A 21,889-nucleotide genomic window follows, 5' to 3' on the forward strand; every position below is an offset into this window, starting at 1 on the left:
ACCCGTTTCGGCATGCCGCGCCCGCGGCGCGGTAGTTGCCTGCCGAAACCGGCGCGGGACGGGTCCCGCGCAGAATGTCCGGGCTGGTGCGGGCCGGGTCCCGAGCAGGATGGCCGGACTGATCCGGCCGCCGGGCGATCGGGCTGCTAGGCGATCCAGCTGCCGGTGAGACGCTGCACGGCCGAGCCGTCGGGGTCGGCGAGCTTGACGCCGACGAACTGACGGGCGGCATCCGAGGTCTGCACCCGGAACGGCGGGACATCGCCGTCGAGCAGGGCGGCGACTACGGAACCGGCGCTCTCGGCCGACTGCGCCGAGGCGAACGAGGAACCCGCGCGGGCGAGGTAGGCGGCGAGGCCCGCCGCGTACGGGTCGCCGACGACAGCCGGCGCGGCCGGATCGAAGCCGACGTTGGCGACGAATGAGGTCGCGACGGCGCCGGGCTCGACCACGGTCACCGACACGCCCGCCGACCGCGCCACGGGCGCGAGGCTCTCCATGAATCCCTCCACGGCGAACTTCGCGGCGCAGTACGCCTCGTTGAACGGCTGCCCGATGACGCCGCCGACGCTGGTCACGGTGATCAGCCGGCCGTGGCTCGTGCGCAGGTGGGGGAGCGCGGCCCGGGTGACCGCCACGACCCCGAAGAAGTTCACTTCCATCACGGCCCTGACCTGGTCGATGGTCTCGTTCTCGATCGTGCCCAGGTGGCCGGATCCGGCGTTGTTGAGCACCGCGTCGAGGCGGCCGTAGCGGCCGACGATCTCGGCGACCACCTCGGTCACCGACTGCGCCTCGGTCACATCGAGGCGGCGGATGTCGAGGGTCACCCCGGCGGCGTCGGCGGCGCCCCGCAGCGCCCGCGAGCCCTCGAGGTTGCGCATGGTGGCCACGACGGTGTGGCCGGCCCTGGCCGCCGCGATGGCGGCGTGCAACCCGATTCCCGACGAGGTCCCGGTGATGAGGACGATGTTCGGCGTGTGTCCGTCAGATGAGTTCGTCATGCCGGCGAGCCTAGTAGCGGTCGGGCTCCGGGCCGAGCTGGAAGCGCCGCCCGGTGATCACCTGCGGGGTGATCTCCACGTAGATGTACTTGAGGGTGGGGATGAGGGGCCGCAGCGGCAACTGGTCGGCGGCCTCGATCTCGTGCTGGGTGTCGAGCACGCGGGCCTTTCCCCGCACGACGACGCTCCAGGCCTCGTCGCGGCCGATTCCGTCGGTCTCGAAGGCGACCTTGTCGTTCACGGTGAGTTCGAGGAGTTTCGTGCCCTCGGCCGTTCGGAAGACCAGCCGCCGGTCGGAGGCGATGAAGTTGACCGGGTAGATGTCGGGTTCCCCGGAGATGCTCATCGCGAGGCGCCCGAAACTCGACGAGATCAGGAGCTCCCAGCATTCGTCTTCGCTGAGGTGCCGGACCGGATACAGGTCGTTGGTTTCCATGCCCCATATTCCCACGCCATCGGGTCGGATGCGAGCATGTGGCGCGGCAATCCGCCGCCGAGCCGGGGCGGCGGTCATCCGGGAGGCTGGGAGTCGGCTCCAAACCCGCCGAGTGGCGAGTCAGGGGAACGACGGGGCCCGGCCGGCCGTGGTCCTGGCCCGGATTCGGCCCGCCGGGACGCCTTCACCCGGTCGACGAGTTCCTTCCACGGCCCGCAGACCTGTGGTTCGGCGAGGACAACCTCGTTCGGTGCACACCGGATGCGGTAGACGAACCGGTCCGGTTCGGGTGCCCGCGCGCTCACCTCGGCCCACGGCAAGGCCGTGATCAGCTCGGCCCAGTCGGCGGCGTCGGGCTGCGCGTCGACGTCGACCTCCCAGGTGGTGCGGATGCCGGCGATGCCTCCGCTCCGCGAAACGACGACCTTCATGCGGCCGATGCTACTCCGAGCGCTGTTGTTCCGGGCGCTGTTGTTCCGGGCGCTGTGCTTCAGGGCGCTGTGCTTCCGGGAGCTTCGTCCCGCCGGGTCGGCCGGTCCCGAGCCCGGCTGCCAGACCAGAGCCGAGGCCGACCGTGGTCCAGGCGGCCACGACCGCCCGGTGTTGCTCCGATCCGATCCCGAAGCGTTTCACGGCCGCGCGGGCGGTGGCCCGGGCGAAGGCGGCGAAGGTGACGGCGCTGCCGAGTGTGCCGCTGGTCAGGGTGTCGTACCAGATCTGCCCCGGCGCCTCCCACGCGTTGCCGCCGAGTGCCTCGGCGACCAGGTAGAACGCCCGGTTCGGGATGCCGGAGTTCAGGTGCACCCCGCCGTTGTCGTCTTCGGTCTCCACGTAGCCGGCCATGCTGTCCGGTTGCGGGTCCCGGCCGAGCACGTCGTCGTTGTAGGCGGTGCCGGGGGCCTTCATCGACCGCAGGGCGACACCCTGCACCTGGTCGGTGAAGAGTCCCTCGCCGATCAGCCAGCCGGCCTCGGCCGTTGACTGGCCTCGCGCGTGCTGCTCGACGAGCGAGCCGAACACGTCGGACATCGACTCGTTGACGGCGCCGGACTGGCCTTGGTAGGTGAGATTCGCGGTGAACTGGGTCACGCCGTGGGTGAGCTCATGCCCGATCACCGTCAGCGACGCGGTGAACCGGTTGAAGACCTGGCCGTCACCGTCGCCGAAGACCATGCGTTCGCCGTCCCAGAAGGCGTTGTCGTAGTTGCGCCCGTAGTGCACGGTGGCGTCGAGGGACAGCCCGCGGCCGTCCACCGAGTCCCGGTGGAACCGGCTCCAGAACAGGTCGTGCGTGCTGCCGAGCCCGTCCCAGGCCTCCTGGACCGTGACGTCGGGCACGGGAGGATGACCCTCGGACCGCACCAGGCGACCCGGCAGGCGCTCGAGGCCGGCGGCATCCGACACGCTGCGGTCGATCCGGCCCGGCACCCGGGCCGGCCCGCCACCTCGCACTTCGGGCCGGTGCGGCGGATGCGCCACCTCGCGGTGGGTGCGAAGCGGGGAGTCGCGGAGCAGGGACTGGCGGGCCGCCTCGGCGGCCGCGGCGAACCGGGGGTCGTCGAGCCGGGCGAGCCGCACCAGCAGGTAGGGCGGGACGATGGCGCATCGGGTCGGGGCGTGCACGCTTCCTGTCATGGCTCGAGTGTGTCACCTGCCGGTGACAGGCGCACCCCGTGCGCCCACATCGGTCCGGGCACTCGGACTGGGACGCGCGGGGGACGGGACACCTTGGCTAGGTTGCGGGCTGAGGGCCAACCCGATGGTCGTCAGGGGGCAATGCCATGAAGATCTGGGAAGCGCTGTCTGCGGACTCGTTCAGGGCGCTGTGGGCCACACCGGCGAGGGACGCGTTCTCCTGCACCTGCGCGTTGGGCTACGTCGCGGTCACCACGATCTGTATCGAGAGCCTGGCCGTGCTGCCGTGGCTTGCCTCGACGGGAGTCGGAGTGGTCGCGGCGGCGGCGCTGGGCAGCCGCTGGGCGCGGCAGGACCGCGCCGGGCTGTCGTCGACGCCCGACGCGAGCGGCGCCGTTCCCGACCCGTGACCGGCCCGGGTCAGATCGCGGACCAGCCGCCGTCGGAGGCGAGCACGGTGCCGGTGACGTTGGCCGAGTCGTCGCTGGCCAGCCAGGTGATGGCCGCGGCCAGCTGCTCGGCCGTCGCGATCGGCGGCACGATCGATTGCCGGATAGGGCCGAGCGCCTCGCCGGCCAGGGCCGACTTGAACGGCGCCTCGATGTTGGTGGCGACCCCGCCGGGGGCCACCGCGTTCGAACGGATGCCTTTCGCGGCATACATGACGGAGGTGTTGCGGGTCAGCCCGATCACCGCGTGCTTGGACGCGGTGTAGGCCACTCCGGCGCAGCCGCCCCGGATGCCCGCCTCCGAACTCACGTTGACGATCGAGCCTGAGCCGGCCTCGAGCATCCGGGGCAGCACCGCGCGGGTCAGCCGCATCACCGCGGTGACGTTCACCCGGAACACCCGCTCCCAGGTCTCGTCGTCGACCTCGCCGAGGGGGAGGAATCCGTCCATGATGCCGGCCACGTTGGCGAGCACATCGATCCGGGGCCCCGCGGCCTCGACAATGCGCTGTGTCGTCTCCTCGCTGCTCACGTCGCCGGCCACGGTGATGAACCCGAGGTCGGGGAACTCGGCCACCAGCTCGCTGAGGCGATCGGCGACGACGTCGGCGGCGACGACGGTTGCACCCTCCTGGGCGAGCCGGACGGCAGTCGCTCGCCCGATGCCCGACCCGGCCCCGGTGACGATGGCGGTCTTCCCGGCGAAGCGGTCGGCGGAGATTGCGGCGCTCATCTGGTGCTCCTTTGCTGTGCGCGCCCGCGATGAGCGTGCGCCCCAGTTATAGCACCGGCCTCGGCGGCGGAGAAGACTGCGGCGGCCGCGGTCCGTAGACTCGCAGCATGCGTTTCGGAATCGTCATCCTCCCGCAGGACCCGTGGCGGGTCGCCAGGCTCAAATGGGAACGGGCGGAGCAGCTCGGATTCGACCACGCCTGGACCTACGACCACCTGTCCTGGCGCAGCCTGGCCGACCAGCCGTGGCACGCGACCATCCCCACGCTCACGGCGGCGGCCGTCGTGACCGAGCGGATCCGGCTCGGCACCTTCGTCTCCTCACCGAACTTCCGGCATCCGGTGCCGTTCGCGAAGGAACTCGCCACCCTCGACGACATCGCAGACGGCCGCCTGCTCCTCGGCGTGGGCTCGGGCGGCACGGGCTTCGACGCCTCCGTGCTCGGCCAGCCCGGGTACTCTCCGCGCCAGCGTCACGAGCGGTTCGCGGAATTCGTCGACGCGCTGGACGTGCTGCTCCGGCACGAACAGCCCGGCGGCACCGGCACCGGCACCGGCGCGGGTATCAGCTTCGCGGGCGAGTGGGCCAGCGCCGTCAACGCCCGGATGGTCGGCGAGCCCCGCCAGCGGCCCCGGCTCCCGTTCGTGATCGCGGCCAACGGGCCGAAGGGGCTGCGCCTGGCCGTGCGGCACGGCGCCGGCTGGGTCACCACGGGAGCCGACGGCGTCAGCGGCGACGACTGGTGGGCCTCGGTCGAACGGCTCGCGGCCCGGCTCGACGAGACCGCCGTCGCCGAGGGGCGCGACCCGGCCACGATCGACCGGTACCTCAACCTCGACAGCGGAGGATCCTATTCGCTGGCGTGCGTCGCGGCGTTCGACGACGCCGTCGACCGTGCGGCCCGGCTGGGCTTCACGGACGTGATCAGCCACTGGCCGCGCGCCGACGGCATCTACGCCGGGTCGGAGGCCGTGCTCGACGAGGTTGCCGACAGCATCCGCCGCCGCACCGGCTAAACGTCGATGCGGTAGCCGCGTTTGATCACCGTGGCGACGAGGCCCGGCACCGGCAGGGCTTGCCGCAGCCGGCTGATCGCCACGTCGACGGCGTGGTCGTCGGTGATGTCGGGCAGGGCCGCGGTGAGCTCCGCCCGGGAGATCACGGAGCCGCGCCGGTCGAGCAGGGCGCGCAACAGGGTGAGCGAGCCAGGGGCGAGCACCGCTTCGGCGCCGCCCAGCCGGAGCAGCCGGCCGCGGAGCTCGACCGGTCCGTGCCGGGTGTCCAGCCGGAACACGCGCTCCTGCTCGAGGTGGTCGCAGACCTGGCGGATCAGGGCGCCCATCCGGAACCGGTCGGGCACGAGCGGTTCGATCCCGGCGGCCCGGAGCGGGCCGGCGGTGACCGGGCCGACCGCCGCGGCGACGACGTTCTCGCTGAGGGCGTCCAGCAGGTCGTCCAGCCGGCCGATCCCGTCGGCCGCGCCGAACAGGGCCTCCACGGCGGGGGCGCTGGTGAAGGTGACCGCGTCGACCGCTCCGGTGCAGATCAGGTCGACGAGTTTGAGCACCCGCCCGGAGTCCTCCGGCAGCAGCCAGCGGTAGGGCGCCACGGTGAGCACGCTCGCGCCCGCCGCCCGCAACCGTTCGAGCTGCGGCTCGTCGGTGTAGCCGTGCAGCTGGACGGCCACGGTGGTGCCGGCCGCGTCGTCCCGGAGCACGTAGTCGACGAGGGAACGGGTGGTCTCCTCGTCGCTCATGCCCGAGTCGTCGAGCCCGGCGGCCCGCACCGCTCCGCGGGCCTTCGGGCCGCGCACGAGGATGCGGGAGTGCTCGAGGGTTGTCGTGAGGTCGTGGCCGAGACCCGCGGCATCCGCCGCCTCGAACCAGCGACGGATGCCGTAGGAGGTCGTGGCCAGCAGCACATCCGGCCGGGCGGCGATGATCAACCGGGTGTCCTCGGTGAGCCGGGCCTCGTCGGCGGTGGCGGCGATGCGGATCGCGGGGGCGTGGATGACCTCCGCCCCGCGTCGTTCGAACGCGGCGATGAGGTCCTCGGAGCGCCGGTCGCTCGTCACGGCGATCCGGAAGCCGTCGAGCTGGTCGGGGCGCACCCCGGGATGGGTCGGGTCACTGCCCACGTCGCTGATGGTGTCTCCGGTATCGTTCGGGCGGGCGGCCCGCTGGTGCGGGCTACCCACGATCGGCGAGTTCGGCGGCGCTCCGCATGAGCTCGACGGCCGCCGTGTCATCCTGCTGGGCCAAGCGTACGACCTCGCCGAACACCAGCACAGCCGGCGACCGGACGCCGAGCGTGCCGGCCACCGTGGCGACCTCGCGCAGGCTGGTGATGGTCGTGCGCTGCCGGGTGGAGTACCCCTGCTCGATGATCGCGACCGGCATGCCCGCCGTCATCCCGTGCCGGGCCAGGCCGCCGGCCAGGTGCGGCAGGGTGCCGATGCCCATCAGCACCACGATCGTGCCGTCGAGGCCGACCAGGTGCGCGAGTTCGGCGTCGCTGAGCGGGGCGTGCCCGGAGAGCACCGTGAAGATGCGGCTCACGTCGCGGTGGGTGACCGGGATGCCGGCGGCGGCGGGCACCGAGATGGCGCTGCTCACCCCCGGGATGACGGTGACCGGGATGCCGGCGGCCCGGCAGGCGATGACCTCCTCACCGCCGCGACCGAAGACGAACGGGTCGCCGCCCTTGAGTCGCACGACGGTCTGGCCGTTCCTGGCGCTGGCCACGAGCATCCGTTCGATCTCGGCCTGCGGCACGGCGTGGTGGCCGGGGGTCTTGCCGACGTCGACGAGTTCGGCGCCGGGGCACCAGTCCGCGAGCCGATCGGTCGGGCCGAGGCGGTCGTGGTAGACCACGTCGGCGTCGCGGAGCGCGCGCCTGGCGGCGAGGGTGAGCAGGCCGACATCGCCGGGCCCGCCGCCGACCAGGCTGACCCGGCCGAGGGGTGCGACGGCCGCCGCCCGCTCACGGGAGAGCCAGACCCGCGCCGTGGCGCAGGCGTCGGAGACGATGCCGTCGGTGGCCGCGGAGACGTCGACCAGCACGACCAGGTCGACGGCGGAGACGAGGTCACGCCAGCCGTGCGGGAAGTGCGGGTATTCGACCGGGCGCACCTGGGGGTGCGGCCGGTCGGGGGTGCGGCCGTCGACCGGGGTCGTGGCGAGGTAGACGGTGGCGCCCGCGGCGAGGTACCGGGCCAGCACGCGCCTGGCCGGCCGGGCCTCGCCGAAGACCAGCACCCGGCGCCCCGCGAGGTCGAGGTTGATGTCCATGGTTCACGCTCCGATCGGTTGGGTGCGGGGCAGGCCGGCCGCGGGGCCCGCTGCCGGGTCGGACGGGCGGTCGGCTGGGCGGACCGGGATCGTCGTTCCGGCCAGCAGCACCGGCCCGGCCGCCGCGGCGGCGCGTTCGTCGGGCCGGGCCGGACGGGGCTGGCCGCGCTCCAGCACCTGCACGACGGCAGGGTCGCCGGTTTCGGGTGCGTTCACGAACGAACGGAACCGGCGCAACCGCTCCGGGTCCTTCAGGGTGGCCGCCCACTCGTCCTCGTAGTTGCCGACGTGGTCGAGCATCGCGCGTTCCAGTTCCCCGGCGATGCCGAGGGAGTCGTTGACGACCACGTCGCGCACGTGGTCGAGGCCGCCGTCGAGGTCTTCCTGCCAGCGGGCGGTGCGCTGCAGTCGGTCGCCCGTGCGGATGTAGTACATCAGGTAGCGGTCGATGTAACGGATGAGGGTGTCGTCGTCGAGGTCCTGAGCGAGCAACTGGGCGTGCGCGGGCTGGAAGCCGCCGTTGCCGCCCACGTAGAGGTTCCAGCCGAGCTCGGTCGCGATGATCCCGACATCCTTGCCGCGGGCCTCGGCGCACTCGCGGGCGCAGCCGGACACCCCGAGCTTGAACTTGTGCGGCGCGCGCAGCCCGCGGTAGCGCAGCTCCAGGTTGATCGCCATGGCGACGGAGTCCTGCACGCCGAACCGGCACCACGTCGACCCGACACAGCTCTTCACGGTGCGCAGTGACTTCCCGTAGGCCTGACCGGACTCGAAGCCGGCGTCGACGAGGATTTTCCAGATCTCGGGCAGCTGCTCCAGGCGGGCCCCGAACAGGTCGATCCGCTGCCCGCCGGTGATCTTCGTGTACAGGTTGAAGTCCGCGGCGACCTCGGCGATCACCTTGAGCCTGGCGGGGGTGATCTCGCCGCCGGGGATGCGGGGCACCACCGAGTAGGTGCCGTCCTTCTGCATGTTCGCGAGCGCCCGGTCGTTGGTGTCCTGCAGCGCGCCCCGGCCGGAGTCGAGGATGTAGCCGGAGGTCTGGGTGGCCAGGATGGAGGCGATCACGGGCTTGCAGATGTCGCAGCCGAGGCCGCTGCCGAACCGGTCCATGATCTGCTCGAACGAGGTCAGCTGCAGGATGCGCACCGACTCGAACAGTTCGCTGCGGCTCTGCGCAATGTGCTCGCAGAGCGCGCGGGAGACCGCGATTCCGGCCCGGGTCAGCTCGGTCTCGAGGATCTTCTTGACCAGGGGGACGCAGGAGCCGCACTGGGTGCCGGCGCGGGTGCAGGCCTTGAGCGGCCCGAGTTCGGTGCAGGCCGCGCTGTGGCCGGCCGCCTCGTCACCGCGGATGGCGGCGCGCACGGCGCCGACCGAGACGTTGTTGCAGGAGCAGAGCTGCACGTCGTCGGGCAGGTCGGAGCCGGCGGGCGGTTCGGCACCGGCCGCAGAGAGGTAGGCGCCGGGTTCGGCGGGGAGCTCCCGGCCGAGCAGGGGGCGGAGGGACGTGTACGGCCCGGCGTCACCGACGAAGATGCCGCCGAGCAGCGTCTTCGCATCGTTCGTGACGACGATCTTCTGGTAGAGCCCCCGAGCCGGGTCGGCGTAGACGACCTCGAGGGCGTGCGGGGTGGTCGCCAGGGCGTCGCCGAAGCTCGCGACCTCGACCCCCGACAACTTGAGCCTGGTGGCGTCGTCGATGCCGGGGAACACCGCCGCGCCGCCGTGCAGCCGGTCGGCGACGACCTCGGCCATGGCGTTGGCCGGCGCGACGAGTCCGACGCAGACCCCGCCGATGCTGGCCACCTCGCCGATCGCCCAGATCCCGGGAACGGAGGATGCACAGTCCTCGCCGACCGCGATCCCGCCGCGCGGGCCCGGTTCGAGCCCGGCCAGGCGGGCGAGCTCGTCGCGGGGGGTGATCCCGATCGAGAAGACGACCAGGTCGGCGTTCAGGGCGGTGCCGTCGGTGAGGCTGACGCCGAGCACGCGGCCGGTCGGCGAGGTGAGGATCTCGGTCGGCCGGTTGCCGAGGGCCAGGCCGATGCCCTGGGCCTGGATCAGCCGGCCGAGGGCCTGGCCGGCGCCCTCGTCGAGCTGGGCGCTCATCAACCAGCGGCCGGAGTGCACGATCGTGGCGAGCCCGCCGAGCCGGGCCAGGCCGCCCGCGGCCTCGAGGCCGAGCAGCCCGCCGCCGACGACGACGACGTTCGCGGGCCGGCCGAGCCGGTCGGCGAGCCGCGTCACCTCGGTGCTGAGGAAGTCGACGTCCTCGATCGTGCGATAGACGTGGCCGGCGGAAGCATTGGGGATCGGCGGGACGCCGGCGGCGGAGCCGGTCGCGAAGACGAGCTCGTCGTAGCCGAGGGTCTCACCGCCGTCGAGGGTCACGGTGCGGGCCGCCGGGTCGAGCCCGGTCACCCGGCACTCGCCGCGGAAACGGATGCCGGGGGAGCCCCACATGGCGCGGTCGCCCAGGGTGAGGTCCTCTGAGTCGACCAGCCGGCGGGACAGGGCGACCCGGTCATAGGGGAGGTGCGACTCTTCGCCGATCACCGTGACGCTGTGCCCCGCGGTGCCGCGGGCCGCCATCGCCTCGGCGAACCGGTGCGCGGCCGGGCCGCCGCCGATCACGAGCACCCGGCGGGAGGCGCCGGACTCAGCGGGAGTGCTGCTGACGTTTTCCATGGCTGAGCCTTCCGGGTTGGGGTGCCGCCAGCCTAAAAGCGGCGCGTTTCCCCTCCGTTGCGCCCACGTAACAATGTGTGACCGCGACCTCACAACGCCGCCCGGGGCCGGTGAGGTTCTTTTCACGCAAACGACACGGTGGGTGCCGGGCGGCGAAACACGCGCTGTTTAGCGTGGGGACACCGACGAACCCCCGAGACGCCCCACACGCCAAGAAAGGTCTGGTGCCCCGTGTCCACAGTCACCCGGATCGACCGCCCCGACGCATCCGTCGTCGTGCCACCGAACCCCCGCGCCTGGACCAGCGTCTGCGCCCTCGAGCAGCTCGAACCGCTCTGGGGTGAGGCCGCCCTCATCGACGGGCAGCAGCTCGCCCTCGTGCTGCTGCCGCACGGCCACCTCTACGCGGTGACCAACGAGGACCCGGCCACGGGCTCCTTCGTGATGAGCCGCGGCATCGTGGGGTCGAGGGGCGACCGGCACACGATCGCCTCTCCGCTGCACAAGCAGGTCTACGACCTCGAGACCGGCCACTGCTTCACCACCGCCGAGTACGCGCTCCGCACCTTCCCGGTGCGGGTGGAAGCGGGCCTCGTGCAGGTGCGGCTGGATGCCGGCCGGACAGGCTGACCGGCCCGTTCACTTCCCCTTTCCCGCCCGCTTACCCCTTCCCTTACCCCTTTCTCCAGAGGAGCACCTGATGAGCCCCAGCAGCACACCCCCCGCGACCGCCGTCGCGCAGACCGTCCCGGCCCCGCACGCCACCAACGACGCGCTCGGGCACCGGCCCGGCCGCTGGATCGACAACTGGAACCCTGAGAACCACGTGCAGTGGGAGGGCGGCGGCCGGGCCATCGCCGCCCGCAACCTCAAGTGGTCGATCTTCGCGGAGTTCCTCGGCTTCGTCGTCTGGCAGCTCTGGAGCATCGTGGTGGTGCAGCTGCCGGCCGCCGGCTTCACCTTCGACACCGGCCAGATCTTCTGGCTGATCTCGATGCCGAGCCTCGTCGGCGCCACCCTCCGCTTCCCCTACACCTTCCTGGTGCCCCGCTTCGGCGGGCGCAACTGGACCATGATCTCCGCCGCCCTGCTGCTGATCCCCGCCACCCTGCTCGGCATCTGCGTCGGCAACCCGGAGACCCCATTCCCCGTGATGCTGCTGGTGGCGGCGCTCGCCGGGTTCGGCGGCGGCAACTTCGCCAGCTCGATGTCCAACATCACCTACTTCTACCCGCAGAGCCAGAAGGGCTGGGCGCTCGGCCTGAACGCCGCCGGCGGCAACCTCGGCGCGGCGATCGCCCAGCTCGGCGTGCCGATCGCGATCACCCTCGGCGCCGTCGGCACCCTCAACCTGCCGTTCGCCGGGTTCATCTGGGTGCCGTTCATCCTCGTCGCCATCTGGGGAGCCTGGAAGTACATGGACAACCTCTCCAACGCGAAGGCCGACTTCGCCGGCTCCGCCGCCGCCGTGCGGGAACCGCACCTGTGGATCCTCGCCGTGCTCTACATCGGCACCTTCGGCTCCTTCATCGGCTTCGCGAGCGTGTTCCCCAAGCTCATCGCCGACCAGTTCCCCGCCTTCTCCACCTTCGCCGTCGGCTCCGCGTCGCTCTCGCTCGCGTTCCTCGGCGCGCTCGTCGGCTCCCTGGCCCGGCCGGCCGGCGGCCGTCTCGCCGACCGGTTCGGCGGGGCGCTGGTCACCGTCGCGGCCTTCGGCACCATGGCCGTCGGCGCGCTCCTGGTGATCTGGACGCTGCCGCTCGGCAACTTCTGGGCCTTCCTCGCGGCCTTCCTGGTCATCTTCGTCGCCGGGGGCGTCGGCAACGGCTCCACCTACCGGATGATCCCGAGCGTGTTCGCCGCCCGCAGCGGTGTGACGGATGCCCACCGTGACTCGGGAGACGTCGGCACCCAGCGCAAGACTGCCGCCGCCCTCGGCATCATCTCCGCCGTCGGCGCCTACGGCGGGTTCATCATCCCGCAGGTGCTCGGCTACTCGAAGACCACCACCGGCGATTACACGAGTGCGATCTACGGATTCGTCGGCGCCTACGTCGTGATGATGGCGGTCACGGCGTTCGTCTACCTGCGCCGGGGCTCCTCGGTGGCCGGGCACCGCATCTGAGCAAGCGCACCCGCGACCACCGCCACCACGACCACCGCCCGCCCCGCCACCGACCGGAGGACCCCGTGACAACGAAAACCGCGACCCACTGCCCGTACTGCGCACTGCAGTGCGCCATGACACTCACCGGCGACGCCGGAAGCGTCACGGTGGCCGGGCGGGCGTTCCCCACCAACCGGGGCGGCCTGTGCAAGAAGGGCTGGACCTCCGCCGAGCTGCTCTCCTCACCCGAGCGCATCCTCGAGCCGATGCTCCGGCAGCCCGACGGCAGCTTCGCCCCGGCGACCTGGGACGAGGCGCTCGACCTGGTCGCGGCGCGGCTGGCCGACGGCCGGGCCGGGCACGGCGCCGACTCGGTCGGCGTGTTCGGCGGTGGCGGGCTCACCAACGAGAAGGCCTACCAGCTCGGCAAGTTCGCCCGGCTCGCCCTCGGAACCTCCCGGATCGACTACAACGGCCGGTTCTGCATGTCCTCGGCCGCGGCGGCCGGCAACCGGGCCTTCGGTCTCGACCGGGGGCTCCCGTTCCCGGTCGAGGACCTCGACGCCGCCTCCACCATCCTCATCCTCGGCTCCAATGTGGCCCAGACCATGCCGCCGTTCATCGGGCACCTGGAGGGTGCGCGCGCCGCCGGCGGCCTGATCGTCGTCGACCCGCGCCGCACCGCGACCGCCCGGCTCACCGAGAACGGCGCCGGCAGCCACGTGCAGCCGACGCCCGGCACCGACCTCGTGCTGCTGCTCGGCCTGATCAACATCGTCATCGCCGAGAACCTCATCGACCTGGACTTCATCGACCGGCGCACCGTCGGCTTCGACGAACTGCGCCGCAGCGTCGGCCAGTGGTGGCCCGAACGGGTGCAGGCGCAGACCGGCGTCCCCGCCCGGCAACTGCGCGACCTGGCCCGCCGGCTCGCGGCCGGCGGCGGCACCTACATCCTCACCGGGCGCGGCGTCGAGCAACACGTCGACGGCACCGACACGGCCACCGCCGCGATCAACCTGAGTCTCATCCTCGGCCTCGTCGGCACCAGCCACTCCGGCTACGGCACGCTGACCGGCCAGGGCAACGGTCAGGGCGGCCGTGAGCACGGCCAGAAGTGCGACCAGCTGCCCGGTTACCGCAAGATCACCGACCCGGCCGCCCGCGCGCATGTCGCCGGCGTCTGGGGAGTGCACCCCGACAGCATCCCCGGGGCCGGCATCCCCGCGGTCGAGCTGCTCGCCTCGATGGGCGAACACGGCGGCATCCGCACCCTGCTCGTGCACGGGGCGAACGTCGTCGTCTCCGCGCCGAACGCCGAGCGGGTGCGCGCCGGCCTCGCCGCCCTCGACTTCCTCGTCGTCTGCGACTTCTTCTTCTCCGAGACGGCGGTGCTCGCCGACGTCGTGCTGCCGGTCACCCAGTGGGCCGAGGAGGACGGCACGATGACCTCGCTGGAGGGACGCGTCATCCGTCGCCGCACCGCGGTGGCCGCCCCGGCCGGGGTGCGCAGCGAACTCTGGATCTTCCGGGAGCTCGCCCGCCGGCTGCGCGCCCCTTCCACCTTCCGCACCGACCCCGCCGAGGTCTTCGACGAACTGTGCCGCGCCTCCGCGGGCGGCCCCGCCGACTACTCCGGGCTCAGCTACGGGCTGCTCGATGCGGGGGAGGCGGCCTACTGGCCCTACCCGGCCGGGTCCACCGGCACGCCGCGGCTCTTCCAGGAGCGCTTCTGGCACGCCGACGGCCGGGCCCGGATTCACTTGGTGCGCGCCGGGGCGACGGATGCCCCCGCCCAGGCGGGCGGCATCCTCACCCTGATCACGGGTCGCCTGCTCGAGCACTACCAGTCGGGGGCGCAGACCCGCCGGGTGCCCGAGTTGGCCCAGGCCAGGCCGGAGGCGCGGCTGCAGCTGCACCCGGCCACCGCGGCCCAGCTCGGCGTCGCCGACGGAGGCTGGGTGGACGTGACGAACTCCCGCGGGGTGGTGCGCTGCCGGGCGGAGGTGACCGGGGACATCCGTCACGACACGGTGTTCCTGCCGTTTCACTTCCCCGGCGAGCAGAGCGCCAACCGGCTCACCGCCGACACGACCGACCCCGTCTCGGGGATGCCCGAATTCAAGCGCACGACCGTGCGGGTGCGCGCACTCGCCGACGAGGAACGAGGCACCCGTGGCTGAGCCGGCCCCCGAACGCATCGTGCTCGTCGGCTACGGACCGGTCGGCGCCCGTTTCGTCGAGGAACTTCTCCCCGTCGTGCGCGCCGGCCTCGCCACCCTCACCGTGGTGGGTGCGGAGGCCGCCGACGCGTACAACCGGGTGCTGATCGCCGACTACGCCGTCGGCCAGGCCGGCCGTGAGGCCCTCGAGGTCACCGACACCGCGGCCGCGCTCGCCGCCGGGGTGAGCATCCGCACCGGCACCAGTGTGACCGCGATCAGCCGCACCCGGCGCACGGTCACCCTCGGCACGGGCGCCGAACTGCCCTGGGACCGGCTCGTGCTCGCCACCGGCGCCCGGGCCAATGTGCCCACCCTCGACGGCGTCACCCGGCTGCGCCGCACCCTGATGGCGCCGCCGGCGGATGCCGCGACCCTCGACTCGGCAGGCGCGGCTCTTCCCCGCGGTGTGGTCGCGCTCCGCGACCTGGACGACGCGCACACCGTGCTCGGCGCCGTGAGCACCGGCGGCCGGATCGTGGTGCTCGGCGCCGGCGTGCTCGGGATGGAACTCGCGCTCGCGGCGGCGAAGGGCGGCGCCGAGGTCTGCGTCGTCTACCACGGCGAGATCCCGATGAACCGCAACCTCGACCGCGGCGGCGGCACCGTGCTCGCCCGCGCCGCCCGCGCGGCCGGGGTCAGCATGGTCAACCACTCCCGGGCCGAGAGCGTGCTGTTCCATGTCGACGACGACGGAGCGGCGCGCTTCGACGCCCTCATCTGCGCCGACGGCAAGCAGATCGGCGGCGACCTGCTCGTGCTCTCCTGCGGCACCGGCGCCCGCACCGAACTCGCCCACCTGGCCGGCCTGCCCGTCTCCACGGGCATCCTCGTCGACGAGTCGCTCCGGAGCTGGGCCGACCCGGCCATCCACGCGATCGGCGACTGCGCCCACGTCGCGGTGCCGCCCGCGCCCGGCGCCTCCCTCGCCCGCCCCGCCGGCGGCCCGGCCGGGCTGATCGGGCCGGGCTGGCGCCAGGCGGACCGGCTCGCCGCCGACTTCACGGCCCGGCTCACCGGCCAGGCGCCCGGCACGGCTTCGGACAACACGCCGGCGGAGCTCGGGGCGGGCGCCAGGCCGGGCGGCCGTGCCGGCCAGGCCGCCGCGGTCGTCATGCTCAAGGCCGAGGGCGTCGACGTCGTCGCGGCCGGCGACACCGCACCGGACCCGTGGGACAGCGAGCCGTCCCACACCGGCGGATGCGCGGCCGCCCCGGTCAGCGTGTCGCAGTGGGCAGACCCCGAGCACGGCCGCTACGTCAAGATGGTCACCCGCGACGGCATCCTCACCGGCTTTGTCTGCGTCGGGATGCCGCGCACGGCCGCCGAGCTCATCCTGCTTTTCGAGCGCGGCAGCGAACTGCCCGCCGACCGCTCGGTGCTGCTGCGCTTCGACGGGCCCGACGACGTGCCCGGCGCGGGCGGGGACGCCTTCGCCCCAGACGCGACGGTGTGCTGGTGCAACAGGGTCAGCGTCGGCGCGATCAAGGATGCGGCCGCCGCCGGCAACTCGACGGTCGCCTGCATCGGCGCCGCCACCAGGGCCGGCACCGGTTGCGGCGGCTGCAAGACCCGGATCGGCGAGGTCCTCACTCGGTTCGCGGTGCCGGCGACGTCGTAGCGGCGGGAGCCCGAGCTGAGTTGCGGAGAAAACACCTCCATCGTCGCCACGAGGGTGCTTTGTCCGCAACTCAACCGCGACCGAACGGGAGGGTGATTATGGTGGAGGCATGCGAGCAGACGACAGCACCGGCCGGGACCCGCTCCGCTCCCTGCTCACCGACCGGCTCGGCCGGCTGAGCATCCGCTGCGGCCAGCTGATCGTGGTCCTCGCGCTCGGCTGGATCGTGCTTTTCGCGCTCGTGCAGGTGAAACTGGTGGTCATCCCGCTGCTGGTGTCGCTCATCCTGGCTGCGGCGCTCCGCCCGGTCGTCGGCTGGCTGCTCCGCCGGGGCGTGCCGGCGATCCTCGCCACCTGGATCACCCTGCTCGCGGGGGTGCTTGTGCTCGGCGGTATCGTCACCCTGATCGTGTTCGCGGTGCGCAACCAGTGGGCCGCCCTGGCGACCGCGGCTTCCGAGGGGCTCGACGAACTGCAGGGCTTCCTCGTCGAGGGGCCGTTGTCGTTCGACGCCGCCCAGTTCGAGGCTGCCCGGGCGGCGCTGGTGGGCTTCGTGACCAGCAGCCAGTTCGGCACCGGCGCGATCGCCGGGGTCTCCGCCGCCGCCGAGGTGCTGACCGGCGTCCTGCTCGTCCTGGTGATCGTGTTCTTCTTCCTCAAGGACGGCCCGGCGATCTGGGCGTTCGTGCTCCGTCCGCTGGCCGGCGCCCGCCTCGAGCGGGCCCGCCGGATCGGCGTGATTGCGCCGAAGGTGCTCGGCGACTATGTGCGCGGCACCGCGATCATCGCCCTGTTCGACGGCGTCACCATCGGCGCCGGGCTGGCGATCCTCCAGGTGCCCCTGGCGCTGCCGCTGGCGGTGATCGTGTTCCTCACCGCGTTCGTGCCGCTGATCGGCGCGACGATCGCGGGCATCCTCGCCGCCCTCGTCGCGCTCGTGGCAAACGGCCCCGTCGTCGCCCTGATCGTGGTGGCGATCGTGGTCCTGGTCAACCAGCTGGAGGGCGACCTGCTCAACCCGCTCGTGATGGCTCAGTCGCTCAGGCTGCACCCGCTGGTGATCCTCGTCGCGCTCACCGCGGGGACCATCCTCGGCGGGATCGCGGGGGCCGTGCTCGCGGTCCCGTTCGTCGCGGTCACCTGGGCCATGGTCAAGGTGTGGGACGGCCCGGACGAGTCGCTCACCCGGCGGGCGCCGCTGCCGTTCCGCCGGAAGCGGGCGGGCGCGTGACCGGCGGGCGTATGACCGGCGGGCGCGCAACAGGGCCGTCCGGTGACCCGGGAGGGGACTGGACCGGGGACCGCGCCGCCTTCGCCGCCGCCGCGCACTGGTTCGTCGCCACCGCCGCGACGATCGACACGGAGTGGGACCGGCCCGCGCTCGGCGACTGGACCGTGCGCGACCTCGTCGGGCACACCAGCCGGGCGCTGCTGACCGTGGAGGCGTACCTCGGCGCGGGCGCCGGTGCCACTGCGGCTGCCGGCAGGAGGGTGGCCTCGCCCGTCGACTATTACCGCCTCGCGATGGCCTCGCTGGGGGAGCCGTCGGCCGTGGCCGCGCGCGGGCGTGCTGCCGGGCTGGCGCTCGGCGACGACCCGGCCCGCGCGGTGGCGGCAATCGCCCGCCGGGTGCTGGCACAGATCGACGCGGCGACGCCCGACGAGCTCGTCGTCACCCCCGTCGGTGGCATGCGCCTGGCCGACTACCTGCCCACCCGCACCTTCGAGCTCACCGTGCACACCTGCGACCTGGCCGCGGCCCTCGGCGGGCCGGCCTCGGTTCCGGATGCCGCGGCATCCGCCGGCCTGCACCTGCTCGCCGACCTCGCGGTCGGGAAGGGGCTGGCCGCGGCACTGCTGCTCGCCGCCACCGGCCGCGGCCCGCTGCCGACCGGCTTCACGGTGCTCTGACGCGGGGAGACCGGGCATCCGCGACTCTGCTAAACTCGGTGGGTTGCCGTTTGACGGCCGCGGATCAAGAGAGCCCAGGCATTCGGCCCCGGGCACCGCGCAGTGAGAGAAAGGGGATCCCATCTATGGCACTCGAAGCTAATGCTAAGAAGGCGATCATCGAAAAGTACGCTACCCACCCAGGCGACACGGGTTCCCCTGAAGTTCAGATTGCCATGCTCACGCAGCGCATCCTGGACCTCACGGAGCACCTCAAGGAGCACAAGCACGACCACCACTCGCGTCGTGGCCTGCTCCTCATGGTCGGTCAGCGTCGCCGTCTGCTCGGCTACCTGTCCGACATCGACATCAGCCGCTACCGCAAGCTGATCGAGAGCCTCGGACTGCGCCGCTAAGGCAGCTTTTCGCAGACAACGCGAACTTCTTGCTCGCAAGAGCGTCGAGACGGGTCGTCACCTTCGGGTGGCGGCCCGTTTTCTATGCCCGGCCCGCCTGTGCGCACGCTCAACGGGTTCTCCTCAACACCCGGCGTGCTGTGGGCGTCGTCATAGGAAACCCATAGGTCGCGCCCGCAATCTCGTTAACGTAGACGAGAGAAGGGCGGCACGGACATGAACGCACACGAACGCGGCAAGCGCCTCAGCAGGGCGGTCACCGGAATGATCGGGCTCCTGGCCGTGGTCGCCGCCTCGGCGCTCGGGCTGCACGACTGGGCCGACACTCTCGCCACCAAGGCCGCCGCCGGCACCACGAGCCAGGTCACCCAGCCGTCGACCGGCGACGGGGCGAGCGTCGGCGAGGGCGAGGGCGACGGGGAAGGCGACGACGAGGGCAGTTCAGACGGCGGCTCGGCGTCGACCCCGCTTCAGAATGTCGCCCCGGTCTCGCCCGGCAACGGGCGGGCCCCGCACGCCACCACCAACGGGTCCTGAGATGACCACCTCGACCCTCGACTGGCCGCTCTGGTCGACCACGGCCCGCCTGGTCGTCACCGACCCGGCCCGGCTCATCGAGGCGCGCGCGATCACGGATGCCGTGCTCGCCGAGATCGAGACGGCCGCCAGCCGGTTCCGCCCCGACTCGGAGCTCGCGGCCCGGTCCGGAGAGTTCGCGCACGGCGCCCTGGTCAGCGACACGCTCGCCGGCCTCGTCCGTGACGCCCTCACCGCCGCCAGGCAGACCGACGGCGACGTGGACCCGACCCTCGCCAACGCCCTCGACGCGGTCGGCTATGACCGGGACATCCGTCTCGTCCTCGACGACGGCGTGCCCGTGCGGGCGATCGCCTCCGACCGTCCGGGCTGGCAGGGCGTCACCCTCGCCGGCAACCGGCTGACCGTGCCGGCGCACCTCGGTCTCGACCTGGGCGCCACGGCGAAGGCCGTGGCCGCCGACCGGGCCGCCCGCGAGGTGTTCGGCGACCTCGGCTGCGGGGTGCTCGTCAGCCTCGGCGGCGACATCGCCACGGCCGGACCCTCGCCCGAGGGCGGCTGGCAGGTGCGCGTGCAGGATGCCCCGCTCGACCCGAGCGCGCAGGTCACCCTGACCGGCGGCATGGCCGTCGCCACCTCGAGCACCCAGCGACGACGGTGGACCCGCGCCGGTCAACCGCAACACCACATCCTCAACCCGCGCACCGGCCGGCCGGCCGAGCCCGTCTGGCGTTCGGTCAGCGTCGCCGCCGCCACCTGCCACCGCGCGAACACCCTGAGCACCGCCGCGATCGTGCGCGGCGAGGCCGCGGTCGGCTGGCTCGGCGCCCTCGGGGTTCCCGCCCGGCTGGTCGCCGCCGACGGTGCCGTGGTGACCCTCGGCGGTTGGCCGGACGACGAGCACGCCGCCCCGGCCGCACCCGCGGCCGCATTCCGCTCCGCACCCGCGGCCGCATTCCGCTCCGCACCCGCGGCAGCGGCGGCCGGGCCGGGGGGAGCGTCATGAACGAGGCGCTGTGGGCCCTCGGACGTTCGACCGGTGTGGTCGCCCTGGCGCTCATCACCGTGTCGGTGCTTCTCGGCATCGTCAACCGGTCCGGCCGGTCGCCGGCCGGACTGCCGCGGTTCTCCGTGGCACTCGTGCACCGCAACGTGTCCCTGCTCGCCACGGTGTTCCTCGGCGTGCACCTGCTCAGCCTGCTCGGCGACTCCTACGCCCAGCTGCGGCTGGTCGACTTCGTCGTGCCGTTCCTCGGCGCGGCGAAACCGTTCTGGCTCGGCCTCGGCACCGTGGCGGTCGACCTGCTGATCGCCGTCGTGGTGACCGGCCTGCTCAGGCGCCGGGTCGGGGTGAGGGTCTTCCGGGCCGTGCACTGGCTGACCTACCTGCTCTGGCCGGTCGCCCTGGCCCACTCGATCGGCAACGGCACGGATGCCGGCCAGGCCTGGTTCGTCATCTTCGCGCTGGCGTGCGTCGCGTCGGTCGGTGCCGCCGTGCTCTGGCGGCTGACCCCGGGTTTCGTGGAGTTCCGCTCGGTTCGGATGGAGCAGAGGCCGTGAGCGTCGCCGAGGCCACCGAGGCCGCTGCCCGGGTGGCTGCCCCGACCGGGACGGCGCGCCTGACCAGCCCCGGGTCGCCCGACCTCGCCACCCACCTGGCCACCTTCGGGCCGCTGCCGGTGCGCGCCGGGCCGGCGGTGCTGCTGGACGAGCTGCGCGCATCCGGGCTGGAGGGGCGCGGCGGCGCGGCCTTCCCGGCCTGGCGCAAGCTGGCCGCCCTGCCCGCCCGTGAACGGGCGCGGGGCCGCCGTGCCGTGATCGTCGGCAACGCCGCGGAGGGCGAACCGCAGAGCTTCAAGGATGCGACGCTGCTCCGAGTGGCCCCGCACCTGGTGATCGACGGCCTGCTCACGGTCGCGGCCGCCGTCGACGCCCACTCCGTCCATCTCTACGCCCAATCGTCGGTGCTGGAATCGGTCTCCCGCGCGCTGGCCGAGCGCCGGGATGCCCGGTCGATCCAGCTGCGGGAGGCGGCGGACAGCTTCATCTCCGGCGAGGCATCCGCCGTCGTCAGTGCCCTGGCCGGACGCAGCCCCGTGCCGCAGGACCGCACGATGCGGCTGACCGAATCCGGCCTCGGCGGCCGGCCCACCCTGCTGAACAACGTGGAGACGCTCGCGCACATCGCTCTGATCTCCCGCTTCGGCGCGGCCTGGTTCCGGTCCATCGGCACCCCTTCCGACCCGGGCACCCGCCTGGTCACCGTCGGCAGCGACGGGAAGTCGTCGACCGTGCTGGAGATCGCCGGGGGGAGCAGGCTCGGCGACGTGCTGCGCTTCGCCGGGATCGACCCCGGCTCGCTGTCCGCCGTCCTGGTCGGCGGGTACCACGGCGCCTGGCTGCCCGCGTCGGCCCTCGAGGCGCGGCTCGACCGGCAGGACCTGGCCGTGTTCGGCGCTGCCCCGGGCGCGGGCATCCTGATGGGGCTCGACGCGCGGCACTGCCCGCTCACCGTCGCCGCCGCGATCGCGACCTACCTGGCCGGCGAATCCGCCGGCCGGTGCGGTCCGTGCGTGAACGGGCTGCCGGCCATGGCCGCGGTGCTCGGCCGCCTCGCCCGCGGCGACCAGGACCCGGCCCTGGCCGCCGAGGTGCGCCGCCTGGCCGGCCTCGTCACCGGACGCGGGTCGTGCAACCACCCCGACGGCACGGCCCGGTTCGTGCTCAGCACCCTGACCGTCTTCGCCGAGGATGTCGCAGCCCACCAAGCCGGGCGCTGCCGGAAGGACCACTCATGACCCGCGACGATGGCCGCAGCGCCCTCCCGTGCCAGACCGGGCGCTGCCGGAAGGACCACT

21 protein-coding genes are annotated in these 21,889 nt (G+C 72.9%); 13 read left to right on the top strand and 8 right to left on the bottom strand.

Features of this window, described 5'->3' with window-relative positions; all coding sequences use genetic code 11:
- Positions 1-146: 146 nt before the first annotated feature.
- The 4 genes from IWX89_RS04005 to IWX89_RS04020 form a co-directional block, all read right to left on the bottom strand.
- Positions 147-1,004, bottom strand: a complete 858-nt coding sequence (locus IWX89_RS04005; protein ID WP_196902288.1) for an SDR family NAD(P)-dependent oxidoreductase — start codon at positions 1,002-1,004, stop codon at positions 147-149.
- A gap of 10 nt (positions 1,005-1,014) precedes the next feature.
- Positions 1,015-1,440, bottom strand: coding sequence for a pyridoxamine 5'-phosphate oxidase family protein (locus IWX89_RS04010; RefSeq protein WP_134510321.1), 426 nt, complete (start codon positions 1,438-1,440; stop codon positions 1,015-1,017).
- 74 nt (positions 1,441-1,514) lie between these two features.
- Positions 1,515-1,871: a protealysin inhibitor emfourin gene (locus IWX89_RS04015; RefSeq protein ID WP_196902289.1), complete on the bottom strand. Its 357-nt coding sequence runs from the start codon at positions 1,869-1,871 to the stop codon at positions 1,515-1,517.
- Between the two features lie 10 nt (positions 1,872-1,881).
- A complete protein-coding gene (locus IWX89_RS04020) occupies positions 1,882-3,075 on the bottom strand; it encodes a M4 family metallopeptidase (protein WP_196902290.1) in 1,194 nt (397 codons plus the stop codon).
- A 146-nt stretch (positions 3,076-3,221) separates the two neighbouring features.
- On the opposite strand from IWX89_RS04020, the gene IWX89_RS04025 reads away from it, so the two are divergent.
- The gene (locus IWX89_RS04025) at positions 3,222-3,485 is read left to right on the top strand and encodes a hypothetical protein (RefSeq protein ID WP_196902291.1); all 264 of its coding nucleotides are present in this window, start codon (positions 3,222-3,224) and stop codon (positions 3,483-3,485) included.
- A 10-nt stretch (positions 3,486-3,495) separates the two neighbouring features.
- On the opposite strand, the gene IWX89_RS04030 is transcribed toward IWX89_RS04025, so the two are convergent.
- Positions 3,496-4,257, bottom strand: a complete 762-nt coding sequence (locus tag IWX89_RS04030) for an SDR family NAD(P)-dependent oxidoreductase (RefSeq protein ID WP_196902292.1) — start codon at positions 4,255-4,257, stop codon at positions 3,496-3,498.
- A 107-nt stretch (positions 4,258-4,364) separates the two neighbouring features.
- Between IWX89_RS04030 and IWX89_RS04035 the strand changes: the two genes are divergently transcribed.
- Positions 4,365-5,273, top strand: coding sequence for an LLM class flavin-dependent oxidoreductase (locus tag IWX89_RS04035; protein ID WP_196902293.1), 909 nt, complete (start codon positions 4,365-4,367; stop codon positions 5,271-5,273).
- Here the strand turns inward: IWX89_RS04035 and IWX89_RS04040 are convergent.
- The 3 genes from IWX89_RS04040 to nirB are packed head-to-tail and all read right to left on the bottom strand — an operon-like array spanning position 5,270 to position 10,238.
- Positions 5,270-6,454 (bottom strand): uroporphyrinogen-III synthase, encoded by a 1,185-nt coding sequence (locus IWX89_RS04040; protein WP_307836414.1) that lies wholly within the window; start codon positions 6,452-6,454, stop codon positions 5,270-5,272. The genes IWX89_RS04035 and IWX89_RS04040 overlap by 4 nt on opposite strands.
- A complete protein-coding gene (gene cobA / locus IWX89_RS04045; protein ID WP_196902295.1) occupies positions 6,447-7,547 on the bottom strand; it encodes a uroporphyrinogen-III C-methyltransferase in 1,101 nt (366 codons plus the stop codon). The genes IWX89_RS04040 and cobA overlap by 8 nt, the downstream gene beginning before the upstream one ends.
- Before the next feature lie 3 nt (positions 7,548-7,550).
- Complete coding sequence (gene nirB / locus IWX89_RS04050) at positions 7,551-10,238, bottom strand: nitrite reductase large subunit NirB (protein WP_196902296.1); 2,688 nt, start codon at positions 10,236-10,238, stop codon at positions 7,551-7,553.
- A 231-nt stretch (positions 10,239-10,469) separates the two neighbouring features.
- Here nirB and nirD point away from each other — a divergent pair, with 231 nt between their 5' ends.
- From nirD to IWX89_RS04105, 11 genes are all read left to right on the top strand, one after another.
- A complete protein-coding gene (gene nirD / locus IWX89_RS04055) occupies positions 10,470-10,868 on the top strand; it encodes a nitrite reductase small subunit NirD (RefSeq protein WP_374220482.1) in 399 nt (132 codons plus the stop codon).
- A 70-nt stretch (positions 10,869-10,938) separates the two neighbouring features.
- Positions 10,939-12,363 (top strand): MFS transporter, encoded by a 1,425-nt coding sequence (locus IWX89_RS04060; protein ID WP_196902297.1) that lies wholly within the window; start codon positions 10,939-10,941, stop codon positions 12,361-12,363.
- A gap of 65 nt (positions 12,364-12,428) precedes the next feature.
- The gene (locus tag IWX89_RS04065; RefSeq protein WP_196902298.1) at positions 12,429-14,528 is read left to right on the top strand and encodes a molybdopterin oxidoreductase family protein; all 2,100 of its coding nucleotides are present in this window, start codon (positions 12,429-12,431) and stop codon (positions 14,526-14,528) included.
- On the top strand, positions 14,521-16,188 hold the full coding sequence (locus IWX89_RS04070) for an FAD-dependent oxidoreductase (RefSeq protein ID WP_196902299.1): 1,668 nt from the start codon (positions 14,521-14,523) through the stop codon (positions 16,186-16,188). Before IWX89_RS04065 ends, IWX89_RS04070 begins: the two co-directional genes overlap by 8 nt.
- Positions 16,189-16,297: 109 nt before the next feature.
- Positions 16,298-17,419: an AI-2E family transporter gene (locus tag IWX89_RS04075; protein ID WP_196902300.1), complete on the top strand. Its 1,122-nt coding sequence runs from the start codon at positions 16,298-16,300 to the stop codon at positions 17,417-17,419.
- Positions 17,416-18,099, top strand: a complete 684-nt coding sequence (locus IWX89_RS04080) for a maleylpyruvate isomerase N-terminal domain-containing protein (protein ID WP_307836416.1) — start codon at positions 17,416-17,418, stop codon at positions 18,097-18,099. The genes IWX89_RS04075 and IWX89_RS04080 overlap by 4 nt, the downstream gene beginning before the upstream one ends.
- A gap of 125 nt (positions 18,100-18,224) precedes the next feature.
- Positions 18,225-18,494 carry a 30S ribosomal protein S15 gene (rpsO, locus tag IWX89_RS04085; protein ID WP_134510745.1) on the top strand — a complete coding sequence of 90 codons (270 nt, stop codon included), beginning with the start codon at positions 18,225-18,227 and terminating at the stop codon, positions 18,492-18,494.
- Positions 18,495-18,710: 216 nt separating this feature from the next.
- A complete protein-coding gene (locus tag IWX89_RS04090) occupies positions 18,711-19,031 on the top strand; it encodes a hypothetical protein (RefSeq protein ID WP_196902301.1) in 321 nt (106 codons plus the stop codon).
- Position 19,032: 1 nt separating this feature from the next.
- A complete protein-coding gene (locus IWX89_RS04095; protein ID WP_196902302.1) occupies positions 19,033-20,037 on the top strand; it encodes an FAD:protein FMN transferase in 1,005 nt (334 codons plus the stop codon).
- Positions 20,034-20,591, top strand: coding sequence for a ferric reductase-like transmembrane domain-containing protein (locus IWX89_RS04100; RefSeq protein WP_231382869.1), 558 nt, complete (start codon positions 20,034-20,036; stop codon positions 20,589-20,591). Before IWX89_RS04095 ends, IWX89_RS04100 begins: the two co-directional genes overlap by 4 nt.
- Positions 20,588-21,829, top strand: coding sequence for an NADH-ubiquinone oxidoreductase-F iron-sulfur binding region domain-containing protein (locus tag IWX89_RS04105; protein WP_196902303.1), 1,242 nt, complete (start codon positions 20,588-20,590; stop codon positions 21,827-21,829). The genes IWX89_RS04100 and IWX89_RS04105 overlap by 4 nt, the downstream gene beginning before the upstream one ends.
- The last annotated feature ends 60 nt before the right edge of the window (positions 21,830-21,889 follow it).

The sequence above is a fragment of the Cryobacterium sp. MP_M3 genome, from assembly GCF_015752155.1.
Lineage (GTDB): Bacteria > Actinomycetota > Actinomycetes > Actinomycetales > Microbacteriaceae > Cryobacterium.